Source organism: Shewanella metallivivens (assembly GCF_028750675.1).
GTDB classification, from domain to species: Bacteria; Pseudomonadota; Gammaproteobacteria; order Enterobacterales; family Shewanellaceae; genus Shewanella; species Shewanella metallivivens.
On record NZ_JAQQPZ010000002.1, the window covers coordinates 343441 to 356969 of the forward strand.

At 41.1% G+C, this 13529-nt stretch carries 10 protein-coding genes and 3 tRNA genes; 5 read left to right on the forward strand and 8 right to left on the reverse strand.

All coding sequences use genetic code 11. From position 1 onward, the window contains the following. Positions 1-106 precede the first annotated feature (106 nt). On the reverse strand, positions 107-1117 hold the full coding sequence (gene gap / locus PQR79_RS04390; protein ID WP_238103911.1) for a type I glyceraldehyde-3-phosphate dehydrogenase: 1011 nt from the start codon (positions 1115-1117) through the stop codon (positions 107-109). A 234-nt stretch (positions 1118-1351) separates the two neighbouring features. Then, positions 1352-2182 carry a DUF2989 domain-containing protein gene (locus tag PQR79_RS04395; RefSeq protein WP_238103909.1) on the reverse strand — a complete coding sequence of 277 codons (831 nt, stop codon included), beginning with the start codon at positions 2180-2182 and terminating at the stop codon, positions 1352-1354. 200 nt (positions 2183-2382) lie between these two features. Here PQR79_RS04395 and PQR79_RS04400 point away from each other — a divergent pair, with 200 nt between their 5' ends. From PQR79_RS04400 to PQR79_RS04420, 5 genes are all read left to right on the forward strand, one after another. Continuing rightward, positions 2383-3819 carry a glyceraldehyde-3-phosphate dehydrogenase gene (locus PQR79_RS04400; RefSeq protein ID WP_238103907.1) on the forward strand — a complete coding sequence of 479 codons (1437 nt, stop codon included), beginning with the start codon at positions 2383-2385 and terminating at the stop codon, positions 3817-3819. Between the two features lie 544 nt (positions 3820-4363). After that, positions 4364-4439 (forward strand) — tRNA-Gly (locus tag PQR79_RS04405). A 40-nt stretch (positions 4440-4479) separates the two neighbouring features. Then, positions 4480-4553: transfer RNA gene (locus tag PQR79_RS04410), tRNA-Cys, on the forward strand. A 49-nt stretch (positions 4554-4602) separates the two neighbouring features. Then, positions 4603-4688, forward strand: a tRNA-Leu gene (locus PQR79_RS04415). 599 nt (positions 4689-5287) lie between these two features. Next, a complete protein-coding gene (locus PQR79_RS04420) occupies positions 5288-5680 on the forward strand; it encodes a hypothetical protein (protein WP_238103903.1) in 393 nt (130 codons plus the stop codon). A gap of 489 nt (positions 5681-6169) precedes the next feature. Here the strand turns inward: PQR79_RS04420 and PQR79_RS04425 are convergent, their stop codons facing one another. From PQR79_RS04425 to ubiG, 6 genes are all read right to left on the reverse strand, one after another. After that, on the reverse strand, positions 6170-7036 hold the full coding sequence (locus tag PQR79_RS04425; protein ID WP_238103901.1) for a PA4780 family RIO1-like protein kinase: 867 nt from the start codon (positions 7034-7036) through the stop codon (positions 6170-6172). Between the two features lie 399 nt (positions 7037-7435). After that, positions 7436-7804, reverse strand: a complete 369-nt coding sequence (gene yfaE / locus PQR79_RS04430; protein WP_238103899.1) for a class I ribonucleotide reductase maintenance protein YfaE — start codon at positions 7802-7804, stop codon at positions 7436-7438. Then, positions 7794-8924, reverse strand: coding sequence for a class Ia ribonucleoside-diphosphate reductase subunit beta (gene nrdB / locus PQR79_RS04435; protein WP_238103898.1), 1131 nt, complete (start codon positions 8922-8924; stop codon positions 7794-7796). Before nrdB ends, yfaE begins: the two co-directional genes overlap by 11 nt. A gap of 67 nt (positions 8925-8991) precedes the next feature. After that, a complete protein-coding gene (gene nrdA, locus PQR79_RS04440; protein WP_238103897.1) occupies positions 8992-11280 on the reverse strand; it encodes a class 1a ribonucleoside-diphosphate reductase subunit alpha in 2289 nt (762 codons plus the stop codon). Between the two features lie 535 nt (positions 11281-11815). After that, the gene (locus PQR79_RS04445) at positions 11816-12478 is read right to left on the reverse strand and encodes an HAD family hydrolase (protein WP_238103896.1); all 663 of its coding nucleotides are present in this window, start codon (positions 12476-12478) and stop codon (positions 11816-11818) included. Positions 12479-12571: 93 nt separating this feature from the next. Continuing rightward, entirely contained in the window at positions 12572-13294 is a 723-nt protein-coding gene (gene ubiG / locus PQR79_RS04450) for a bifunctional 2-polyprenyl-6-hydroxyphenol methylase/3-demethylubiquinol 3-O-methyltransferase UbiG (protein ID WP_238103895.1), read from the reverse strand. Between the last annotated feature and the right edge of the window lie 235 nt (positions 13295-13529).

A 13529-nucleotide genomic window follows, 5' to 3' on the forward strand; every position in this document is an offset into this window, starting at 1 on the left:
CAGGACGTATGGAATAAGGCTAAAATGATTTGCTGCAGGTAACAAAAAGCCCCGCATCAATGCGAGGCCCTTAAGCTAAATTCAACTAGCTAATCTACAAGGTAGATTACTTAGCGTTCATTAGTGCAACCGTGTTGTCTAGCATGCGGTTACTGAAACCCCATTCGTTGTCATACCATGCCATTACTTTTACTAAACGACCTTTAACACGTGTTTGTGTTGCGTCGAAGTTAGAAGAGAATGGGTTGTGGTTGAAATCGATAGACACTAATGGCTCTTCGTTAATTGCTAATACTTGATTTAGCGGAGATGCTTTAGCCGCATCAGCAACGATTTGGTTAATTTCTTCAACAGTCGTGTCACGAGACGCTAAGAAGGTCAAGTCAACTAACGATACGTTTACTGTTGGTACACGTACCGCTAAACCGTCAAACTTACCTTGTAGCTCAGGAACCACTAACCCTACCGCTGCAGCAGCACCGGTTTGCGTTGGGATCATTGACATTGCTGCGGCACGAGCACGACGTAAATCAGTGTGATATACGTCTGACAAACGTTGATCGTTGGTGTATGCATGGATTGTGGTCATTAAACCAGACTCAATACCTACAGCATCACTTAACGGCTTAGCCACAGGTGCTAAACAGTTAGTCGTACATGAAGCATTTGAAATCACAGTCATGTCTGCAGTTAATACGTCTTGGTTAACGCCATAAACAACGGTCGCGTCAACGTTTTTACCTGGAGCAGAAATAATCACTTTTTTCGCGCCAGCGTCTAAATGTGGTTGTACAGCGGCTTTCGATGTGAAGATCCCGGTACATTCGTACACTACGTCAACGTTTAATTCAGCCCAAGGTAATTTTGATGGGTCACGTTCTTGGAACGTTAGGATTTTGTCGCCATTGACGTAAATTGCTTCATTATCGTGATCAACTTTTGCATTAAAGCGACCATGTACTGAGTCGTACTTGGTTAAATGAGCATTGATCGATGCATCACCTAAATCATTAACTGCAACGATTTCGATTGGGTAATCTTTTTCGCTTTCATAAAGTGCACGTAGAACATTTCTTCCGATACGGCCATAGCCGTTAATTGCTACACGGATAGTCATCTCATATCCCTCAAGTGATAAAATAATTTGGTGGCATGTCGATCGCCTGGTTGTAAAATTACCAAATTAACCGTAATGGTCAAGTGAAATCACCCAAAAAGGGCAATTTAGGGTGATAATTTTCGTATTTTTTTTACATTTAGCACGTTTTGAAGATAATTTAAGCACGGTTTTGTAAGTTGGCATATATCAGCTATCGATGCTTTACGCGGTATTAGATAGCATTATCCTCGCTTATTGCAGCAGCATTTCACTTTCACTCCCCACAAAACGTTCCCCTGTCACCGCCGAAACCAGTTCTGAGGCTTGTGAATCTAATGTTTGTGCTAATTGTTGATTGCCATTAACCATGGCCAACAATTGGGCTTCATCAGCATGTTGTAAGCTCAGTAACAAATAAGCCCGCGTTAGCAGGTATTCTTTTTCAGGATTTTGTTGATGCCGATAAATTGAGGCGAGAGCTAAAAACCAGTCAGGATTGATTTGGTCAGACTCGGTTGTGCCTAAAAGTTTCAAATACAAGCGTTTAGCCTTGTCTGGTGACGAACGAACATAGTGCGCAGCAAGTTGGCTAATCATGTCTGGCTCGGTTAATTGACCTTGCTGATAATGTTGCTCAACGATGTCTAAGCCGTCTTGATCATTAAAACGCATCCAGCGATAAAACGCTAAATAGACATCTTGGTTTGTGCGGGTAAATTCTTGCAATTCGGCTAATGTTTGTGTGCTTACTGCAAATGCTCGCTCCCGGTCTCGGGTGCGGTCCGTATTGAGTTTATGTTTAACCCCTGCAGCGAGTTCAATACATTTACTGTAATCCTCAAGATAAATTAATTGTTGATAAAGTTGCTTGCCGGTAGGCTCAGGTGTTTGTTTTAACACGTAGCGATGGCGAATAAGATCGCCTTTTTCAAACCGACACCAACTATCTTTGTGTAAATCTGCACAAAGTTCAGGATTATTTTTACAAATCAGGTCGCTATTACGGTCATTATTGCAGCCAAAAAGACCAAAAAAAGCCCCTGCAACTGTAAATGATGTAATTAATACAAAATTTCGACTCAAAATCGTCTCCGGGCGCTAAATTGTCTAATAAAATTACACGTTTAGCGAAAATTTGTTACTGGCGAAATGGCTGATATTTCATTACAATGTCGCCGACCAAGAGGGCTTTGCCCATACAATAAACTTATTATTGGTCTTTTCTTTTTGTTACTCAAACCTTTCTGTTAAATAACTGGAAAAGTGAGATAAAGGATCCCTACATGAGCGCAGATAAACATTTACAGAGCTGGCAAGAACGTTTCGAAATGGCTGAAGCAATGCAACCATTGCTTGGCAAGTTGTATCGCAATCAAGGCGTCGAAGTATTGGTATATGGTAAGCCATTATTAAACGCATCAACCATCGAAATCATTAAGTCACACCGTTTAGTACGTCGTCATGTCGGTGAAAAGTTACGCCTTCGCGAAAGTTTCCCATTTGTTGAAGCACTTAGCAAATTAGCCATCAAGCACTGTAGAGTGGATATCGGCAAATTGGCGATAAACTACTGGCGTAACAACAAGGACGCAAGCGGCATTGAAGCTTATATGGCAGACGCATTAGCACCTGCTGTAAACCATGGAGATGATACTCCTGCACGTGATGTTGTGCTATACGGTTTCGGTCGTATTGGTCGTCTACTTGCCCGTTTATTGATTGAACGTACAGGTAAAAGCAACAAAATGCGTTTACGTGCCATTGTATTACGTGGCGGTAAAAAAGGTGATTTAGAAAAGCGTGCCAGTTTATTGCGCCGTGATTCAGTACACGGACCGTTTAACGGCTCAGTTGAAGTTGATGAAGACAATAACGCCATCATCGCTAACGGTACGTATATTCAAATCATTTATGCCAATTCGCCAGACCAAGTTGATTACACTCAATACGGCATCAACAACGCGTTAGTCGTTGATAACACCGGCATTTGGAAAGACGAAGAAGGTTTAGGCTTACACCTTAAAAGCCCAGGTGCAAGCAAAGTATTGTTAACAGCACCCGCTAAAGGCGCAATTAAAAATGTGGTTTATGGCGTCAATGAAAACGATATTTTAGACGAAGACACGATTGTATCGGCGGCAAGTTGTACCACTAATGCCATTACCCCAGTCCTCAAAGCGGTTAATGATAAGTATGGTATTGAAAATGGTCACGTTGAGACCATTCACTCTTATACCAACGACCAAAACTTAATCGATAACTATCACAGTGCTGAGCGTCGCGGTCGTAGTGCGCCATTAAACATGGTTATTACTGAAACTGGCGCAGCCAAAGCGGTTGCCAAAGCGCTACCTGTTTTGGCTGGCAAGTTAACCGGTAACGCGATTCGCGTACCAACACCAAATGTGTCTATGGCGATTATCAGTGTGAATTTGAATGCTGAAACCAACCGTGACGAGTTAAACGAATACCTTAAAGACATCGCTCTGCAGTCTTGTTTACAAAATCAAATCGACTTTACCGAGTCAACAGAAATTGTATCAAGTGACTTAGTGGGTTCACGTTATGCTGGTGTTGTTGACTCGCAGGCGACCATTGCAGAAGGTAAGCGTGCCATATTATATGTGTGGTATGACAATGAATTTGGTTACAGCTGTCAAGTTGTTGGTGTGATGCAAAAAATGTTGGGATTAACCACATTATCTTTGCCAAATGCTTAAGATCAGTTTAGTTAGCTGACGGCTAACTAATAAAGTTTAGATAGTAATAGCACCTCAAATGAGGTGCTTTTTATATTATGCCTTTTAGCACTTTCAAATATTGTAGTTAACGCATCATTGATTGAGTCATTAGTGACGATAATTTGTGTTAAATTATCAAATAATCAGCACAATGACGATTTATGCATCAAACAGTCATTTTGTTGCAATAATACTGTTGTTATTGATTGACTATCCAGACCAAATCGGTAGAATGCCATTCCGCAGTCAGGGGAAACATCCTCAGGTTGTAATGATTGAAAATGCGGCATTAGCTCAGTTGGACAGGTTGAAAGGCGATACCTTTCTTACAGATTTAATACAGCGTTTACGAAGATTGAAAATGCGACATTAGCTCAGTTGGACAGGTTGAAAGACGATACCTTTCTTGCAGATTTAATACAGCGTTTACGAAGATTGAAAATGCGACATTAGTTCAGTTGGACAGGTTGAAAGACGATACCTTTCTTACAGATTTAATACAGCGTTTACGAAGATTGAAAATGCGACATTAGCTCAGTTGGTAGAGCGATACCTTGCCAAGGTATAGGTCATCGGTTCGAACCCGATATGTCGCTCCAATTTCTTATCTCCTCCGATGGATTTGATTTTGGAAAGCATGGCGCGATGGCAGAATGGCTATGCTGCGGATTGCAAATCCGTCGATCTCGGTTCGACTCCGGGTCGCGCCTCCACAAAATTGCGTTTAATGGTTACTATTAGTAACGGTTAAAACAACACTTTGCCCGAGTGGTGGAATCGGTAGACACAAGGGATTTAAAATCCCTCGCTGAATAAGCGTGCCGGTTCAAGTCCGGCCTCGGGTACCATTATTTATAGTAAGAAATTACATACGTAAGTATGGTGCAAAAAAGCCTCGACATTAGTCGGGGCTTTTTTGCATCTGCCATCTGAGCTTTAAGGTTAATGGTTAAAGTCACAAGCAAAATCCCTCGCGCTCTGGTTGAACATCAGGCGTGCAAGCGCAAGTCCGGCCTCGGGTACCATTATTTATAGTAAGAAATTACATACGTAAGTATGGTGTAAAAAAGCCTCAACAGTAGTTGGGGCTTTTTTACGTCTGAAATTTGAAGTTGATTGCTCAGGATTAAAGTCACAAGCAAAATCCCTCGCGCTCTGGTTGAACATCAGGCGTGCCATTCTTTGCTATCAAGAGTAGTCCGGCCTCGGGTACCATTATTTATAGTAAGAAATTACATACGTAAGTATGGTGTAAAAAAGCCTCAACATTAGTTGGGGCTTTTTTACGTCTGAAATTTGAGTTTGATTGTTAAGGATTAAAGTCACAAGCAAAATCTCTCGTGCCAGGTTGAATGTACAAGTTATGGGGAAAATAGTATGTTGATGCTTGGTTAACTATTCAATAAGTTATTATGTTTAATATCGTTCTATGGATGGAGCCTAAACAATGGTTATGTTTTTTCTAACAGTTTCAGTAATATTTATTATTCTTAGTGCATTACTCAGATTTAGACATATTTTATTTGCATATGTGATTGGTAACATTTTGTTATTTATCTATTTTGCAATTTCTGGTCAAGTAGGTGGGTGGTTTATTTTAATTTATCAAATACCCGCCCTTGTACCTGCTTTTCTTGGTATTTGTATCGGAACAGCCATCGGTTATAACGTTAGACCGATTATTGAGAGTAAACTATCAATAATCGGTAATAAGTTGAGTACGCGAGCAACAAAAATGCAAGCCTCTGACTCAGCTTTAAATTTAAATGGTACACCTAGAACTTGTATTAATGCTGAGAATGATGATCTACTCGACAAAAATGATATTCCAACTAAATAGTCGTTATATTAACTATAACAAGAGACTATTACGTTAAACTAAATTCAACTGTGAACTTGAGGCTGATTGAACATTTTTACAAATGAGTGTGTGAGCTGGCCATAACTTTTCAGGCACATTGGACCGATAGGAATATTGGAAATATATGAAATGATCGTGGCGATAACAACAGAGCCAAAAACACCGGGTTCCCGGCTCAAAACATTGCCGGGACGACGAGAAATTTTGTATAAATCAGTTCTATGTCTTAACTAGCAAAGGTGCTTCTTCGTCATTTTGCTCATAAAGCACAATCTGCAGGAGCATAAGTAGTAAAAAATAGGATTGATACGATATGTTTAGCCTAAGTCATCTTGGGTGAGGTTATGCACATTTAACGGAATAATGTCGTGTTATCTATGGAGAGTCATGTGCGTAAATAAAAAGGCAACCTCGTGGTTGCCTTAATTTTGCTTGTTGATGATTGTTTTCACGGCTGGTTATAACGGTTTAATCATCATAATGATCATTATCTATCGCCTGTTGACGCTGCTTTTTAAATTGTGCGTCTTCAAAAGCTGCGTTGATTTCTTCAAGTACAGAGTCAATATCGGCAGCATCAGTATCATCTTCAAATACACCTGTGAGGACAGTGTCTGGTTCAAGTTCACCTTGTTCGTACAGGGCCCACATTTCTTTAGCGTATTTTGTTTGTAGCAGCTCTGGAGCAAATTGGCCGTAATATTCGGTCATGTTATTCACATCACGATACAACATGGCTCTGGCATTGTTGTTAGCCGATGCATCGACGGCTTGTGGAAGATCGATGATCACTGGGCCATGACTATCAACTAATACATTAAATTCAGATAAGTCACCGTGCACAATACCGGCACATAGCATACGTACTATGTAGCCCATCATAGTGTGATGTTGTGACATGGCTTGTGCATGGGTTAAGTTAACGTCGTTTAAACGTGGAGCCACATCGCCATTGGCATCGGTGATCAACTCCATCAATAATACGCCGTCAAAACAACCGTAAGGCACAGGTACGCGTATCTTTGCTGCAGCGCATTGATACAATGCATCCACCTCGGCATTTTGCCAGGCTTTCTCTTGTTCTTCGCGACCGTATTTCGAGCCTTTTTCCATCGCGCGGCCACGACGGCTATTTTTGGTTTTTCGTCCTTCTTGATATTGTGCCGCTTTTTTAAAACTTCGTTTAGCGGCTTCTTTATAGACTTTAGCGCAGCGAATATCTTTGCCACACCGGATCATATAGACGGTAGCCTCTTTGCCACTCATCAGTTGGCTTATCACTTCATCAACGAGACCATCGTCAACCAGTGGTTGTAATCGTATAGGGGTTTTCATAGCGCTCGTTATACCTTAGTTACGATGATGATGATATATCTGCCGTAACTATTTTTATCTCATACCCAATCAACTTTAAGATACATGTTTAAGAGCTTCACCGTGTTTTCAATACTCGGCGTGTAAATGCGTTAATACTGTTCATAATACGCTTGCCAAAACTTAATATCATAATGAGTCAAAAGTGAATCTAATTGATTAGGGCTTGTGAGGTTTACTTGCCAAAAGATGATATTTAATTTATTTAGTCGAGTGTATTTATTCTGTCCCGCTTTTTATGAGCATAGTGTGACTAAAATAGTGCTCGGTTAACGGGTTATATTGATCATTACGGTGAATATTTGAAGCAAGGTTGCGTCATCAAATCAGTGTAGTACAGGGGATTTCACTATTTAATATTTAGCTTTCGTGGGCAAGCTTAGTCATTGCGGGGACTGATGTGTTGGCTTCTGTGTATTGACGTTTCGCTACAACCTCAACTCCTTTAGTGGATAACTTAAGGTTGAGATCTGACTCTGGTACACAACAGCAGGGTAAACACTCGTTTGCTTTGAGTTCAGCTAATGGCGTAGTGAGATAACTGACTTCACCTGAAATCACTGTGGTTTTACAGGCGCCGCAAAACCCATTGCGGCACTCTGAAAAAACTTTTACCTTTTTCGACTCAAGCGCTTCTAATAAGCTTGAATGTTTGCCGTCAAACAAGATAACGGGTTGACCTTTCAAGCTTACGATTGGGGCTTTTTTAAAAAATTTCTTATAAGTCAAAGTCTAAAAACTCATCGCCATCGACAGAAGAATCAATTTGTCCGACAAGGTAGGAAGACACTTCAACTTCTTGTGGGGCAACTTGAACCGCATCACTTTCTAACCAGTTCTTCATCCACGGTAGTGGGTTTGAAGATTCTTCGTACGGTTGTGGTAAATGCACTGACTTCATGCGTTGGTTAGTAATATATTCAACATACTGACACAAAATTTGTTCGTTTAGGCCGATCATAGAACCGTCTTTAAACAGATACTTAGCCCATTCTTTTTCTTGTTCAGCGGCTTTAACAAACAAATCGTACGCTTCTTGTTGACACTCAATGGCAATTTCGGCCATTTCGGGGTCGTCTTTACCGCCTTGCATTAAGCTCAGAATGTGCTGAGTGCTGTTAAGGTGTAAAGCTTCATCACGGGCAATTAAGCGAATGATTTTGGCGTTACCTTCCATTAAGCGGCGCTCAGCAAAAGCAAATGAACAGGCAAAGCTCACATAGAAACGAATGGCTTCTAGTGCGTTAACCGACATCATGCACAAATACAGTGACTTTTTAAGGATACGTAAGTTAACGGTAATTTTTTCGCCGTTAATGACGTGAGTCCCAGAACCGTGCAAGTTATGCACTTGAGTGAGCTTAATTAAGTCATCGTAATATCGGGCAATGTCACCTGCGCGTTTTAAAATATGTTCATTTTCAACAATATCGTCAAATACCACTGATGGGTTATTAACAATATTACGGATAATATGGGTATATGAGCGCGAGTGAATGGTTTCAGAAAACGACCAGGTTTCAATCCAGGTTTCTAACTCTGGTAAAGACACTAAGGGTAAAAACGCCACATTTGGCGAGCGACCTTGAATAGAGTCCAGCAAAGTTTGATATTTAAGGTTTGAAATAAAAATGTGCTGCTCGTGCTCTGGTAATGCACCAAAGTCGATTTTGTCACGGCTGACATCAACTTCTTCAGGGCGCCAGAAAAACGATAATTGTTTTTCAATCAGCTTTTCGAAGACTTCGTATTTCTGTTGATCGTAGCGAGCCACATTAACTGATTGCCCAAAAAACATGGGTTCTTTAGTTGAATCGTTAGGTGTTTGACAAAATGTTGAGTAAGCCATTATTTAGGTGTCCTGAAAACGCATTTCAAAAAGCGGGGATGCCCCCGCTAATAATTCCATTAGATGATTAAATCTTGCAAGCACCGCCTGCGCAACCGTCATCTTCTTCCTCTACGGCAATCAAGTCGTCAAACTGATCTTTCGCGCCGTCACGGGTGTTATGATAATACAAAGTCTTAACCCCTAACTTGTACACACTTAACAAATCTTTAAGTAAGGTTTGCATGGGTACACGACCGCCTTCAAAACGGCTTGGGTCGTAGTTAGTGTTAGCTGAAATCGCCTGGTCTATAAACTTCTGCATAATGCCAACAAGTTGGATGTAACCATCATTGTTTGGCATGTTCCATAACAATTCATACTTGTCTTTAAGTTGTTCAAAGTCTGGTACGACTTGCTTTAATTGCCCGTCTTTACTCGCTTTAACACTGATTAAGCCGCGTGGCGGCTCGATACCGTTAGTCGCATTTGAAATTTGCGATGAGGTTTCAGATGGCATTAATGCAGACAAGGTTGAGTTACGTAAACCATATTGTTTAATGTCGCTACGTAATGTTTCCCAATCCATGTGTAATGGCTCGTCACAAATCTTATCGAGATCACGCTTGTAAGTGTCGATAGGTAAGATACCTTGCGAATAAGTTGTCTCGTTAAATAACGGACACGCACCTTGTTCTTTTGCGAGGGTCATTGAAGCTTTCAATAGATAGAACTGAATTGCTTCAAAGGTTTTGTGGGTCAGGTTGTTAGCTGATCCGTCTGAGTACTTCTTGCCATTTTTAGCAAGGTAGTTAGCAAAGTTAATCACACCAATGCCTAAGGTACGGCGGTTCATGGAACCTAATTTTGCAGACTTGATTGGGTAATCTTGATAATCCAATAGGTTATCAAGGGCACGCACTGCAAGATCGGCTAAAGGCTCAAGTTCTGATAAATCCTGAATCGCGCCTAGGTTTAATGCTGACAATGTACATAATGCGATTTCACCATTTGGATCGTCGATGTTAGTCATTGGCTTAGTCGGCAAGGCAATTTCTAAACATAAGTTAGATTGCTTAATTGGTGCGACTTTAGAGTCAAATGGGCTGTGAGTATTACAGTGATCCACGTTTTGAATGTAGATACGGCCAGTAGAGGCACGTTCTTGCATCATTAATGAAAACAGTTCTACCGCTTTAATTTGTTTTTTACGGACGTTGCTGTCTTGTTCATACTGTAGGTATAAGCGTTCAAATTCAACTTGATCTTCAAAGAAGGCGTCGTAAAGACCAGGCACGTCTGATGGGCTGAATAAGCTGATGTATTCGCCTTTAATTAAACGTTGGTACATTAATTTGTTTAACTGCACACCATAGTCAAGGTGACGTACACGGTTGTCATCAACACCACGGTTGTTTTTAAGGACCAGTAGTGACTCTACTTCTAAATGCCATAATGGGTAGAATAGGGTAGCTGCACCACCACGAACGCCGCCTTGAGAACATGACTTAACCGCGGTTTGGAAGTACTTATAAAAAGGTAAGCAACCTGTGTGGAATGCTTCGCCGCCACGAATCGGGCTACCTAACGCGCGGATACGACCTGCGTTAATACCAATACCTGCACGTTGGCTGACGTATTTAACAATAGAAGATGCCGTTGCGTTGATTGAATCTAGGCTGTCATCACATTCGATTAAAACACATGAGCTGAACTGACGTGTTGGAGTACGTACGCCAGACATAATTGGTGTCGGCAATGAAATTTTGAATAATGACGTCGCATCATAAAAACGCTTGATGTAATCCAAACGAGTGTCTTTTGGATAACGAGCAAACAAACAGGCCGCCACAAGAATGTATAAAAACTGCGCGCTTTCATACACTTCATGTGTGACACGGTTTTGTACCAGATATTTACCTTCTAATTGCTTAACAGCAGCATAAGAGAAGTTCATATCGCGCCAGTGGTCGATATAGCTGTCTAAGGTGTCGATTTCTTCACGAGAGTAATCAGCTAAAATATGGGTGTCGTATTTGCCCATTTCCACTAAACGCGTCACATGATCGTACAGCTTAGGGGGCTCGAACTGACCAAAGGCTTTTTTGCGTAAATGAAACACAGCTAAGCGAGCCGCTAAGAATTGATAATCTGGCGATTCTGGCGAGATTAAATCAGCAGCGGCTTTGATAATGGTTTCATGAATGGCTTCTGTTGGAATGCCGTCAAAAAACTGCAGGTGAGATCGAAGTTCAACTTCAGATACTGAGACGTTTTTTAATCCCTTGGCTGCCCAAGTGATTACGCGATGAATTTTATCTAAATCGATATTTTCACGTTCGCCACTGCGTTTAGTGACTGTCATATTGCTATTCATTGAAGAGAGGCCTTGGTTCTATATCAGGTCATGTGATCATGTTCTGGATGCTGTAGCTTTGATTCGATCAGAACAAATCACAAAACAGTTCCATGTTAAAACAATCAGTGTGAATGTATTTACTACAATGTCGATTGACAGTACATGCAAATACAAACTACGTCTTTTGTGCGACAACGGCGTAGTGTTTTGATTGTTACCCACACACAAGATATGGTGTTATTTATTAACTGAGATACAAGATAGTGAGGTTTGAGTTGATTTGCAAGCCACAATTGCATTAACTTCTTGTGGATAAGTTGAGGATAACGGCAAGGGTTAGTAACGACTAACCCTAGAGCCCAATTTTTTATAGTGTTTTTGATAGGTGATGTTTTTTTAATCGATAGATTAGAAAAATTTGATCGCTAAAATAAGCAGCGATCAAAATAATCAGCCCATTTTTAGATTGATCTTTTACCCTATTTGATCTGCGACGTTGGCCGTAATCAATTGAGTACAATCATTCTTAATTTGGTTGCAATTCACCACTGGTTTATTCAACAAAAAATTGCTTTAACGACGCGCCGTGTTCAAATTGGCGTTTAGCAGGCCACAAATGTGGATTGTCAGCTGCAGACAAGTATCCCCATAATGCAACGCCACCATGCATGTTGGCATTGTCAGCGGCCACTAAGTCACGCTCAGCATCACCAAGATATAAAATATGCTCTGGCGGGATAGCGATTTGCTGTGCCGCTAACAACATTGGCGCCGTATGGGGTTTGGCGTGGCGAGTACTGTCACCGCTTACCATCGCTTTAAGGTGAGGCGTTAAGCCTAGTTTATCAACCAGTGGCCGAGCAAAACGTGCAGGTTTGTTGGTGACCACTCCATAAGGAATGCCTTGTTGGTCTAATAAAGTGAGCAACTCTGGTAAATCATCAAATAAACGACTGTACTGACCATTGATGCGGCCATAATGTTGTAGCAGTCCTTGCTGAATACTGAGCTGTAAGGCTTCATCGGCATCAGGAATCGCGGTTTTAACCAGAAATAAACTGCCATGGGACGCGGCATGACGCATTTTTTCAAGGGGTTGAGCACTAAAACCGGCATCATCTAAACTTAAATTAAGTGCATAGATTAAATCTGGGGCAGTATCAGCAAGTGTACCGTCAAGATCAAATAGCACACCTTTGACATCATTTTTATGCACTGAATGATTCCTTTTATCCTGAGTGGAATGAAATTGAAGAGCAGAGCACCGATAAATCTACCATTTATCGGTGTTGTTAAACTGACAAAATGTTTAGTCGATTTTTTGTGTGGCAATCATGTAGTTAACATCAACACTACTGGTGTATTTAAATACCCCAGAAAGTGGATTGTAGGTAATGCCGAGGGCGTCTTTACACAATAAATCAGTGTTATCTACGAGTGCCATGAGTTCAGATGGACGTAAAAACTTGCTGTGGTCGTGAGTGCCGACAGGCAACATTTTCAATAGATATTCTGCACCAATAATGGTTTGCAGGTAAGACATCACATTGCGATTAATGGTCGAGAAAAACACAAATCCGTTAGGTTTAACCATGTCGCAACACGCCTGGATAACCGATTGTGGATCGGGAACATGCTCAAGCATTTCCATACAGGTCACAACATCATAGTATTCGCGGTGGTTATCGCGGTGTTCTTCTGCGGTCGTTTTAAGGTAGTTTACTGTTACCCCAGAATCTAACGCATGTAGCTTAGCCACTTCTAATGGTTCTGTGCCCATGTCGATACCGTCTACATTTGCACCGATACGTGCCATGCTTTCAGATAAAATCCCGCCACCACAGCCAACATCTAATACTTTTTTACCAAATAGGCCGCCTGAGGTTTGATCAATATAATTTAAGCGCAATGGATTGAGTAAATGCAGTGGCTTGAACTCACCATCAAGATCCCACCAAGTTTGTGCCATGGCTTCAAATTTTGCGATTTCTTGTGGATCAACATTGGCCGTTAATCGTTCAGCGTGTGACATAAGCTAACCTAAGTGTCTAATAATGTATGGCGGTTATTATAACGATAACCTTAGCGAATAGTAGTCAACAATGTGCTTTTGCCAGGTTGCGCTGGTTATAAAATCACCGTTCAGCATTGTCGCTGACTATTTTTATAAACCAAAGCGCTTAAAGCTGCAGCAGATTGGCTTATATGTCGGCATATATTAGTAAGAGACTAAACTAAGTTTGCTGAAAATATTGGCTTTTTTATAA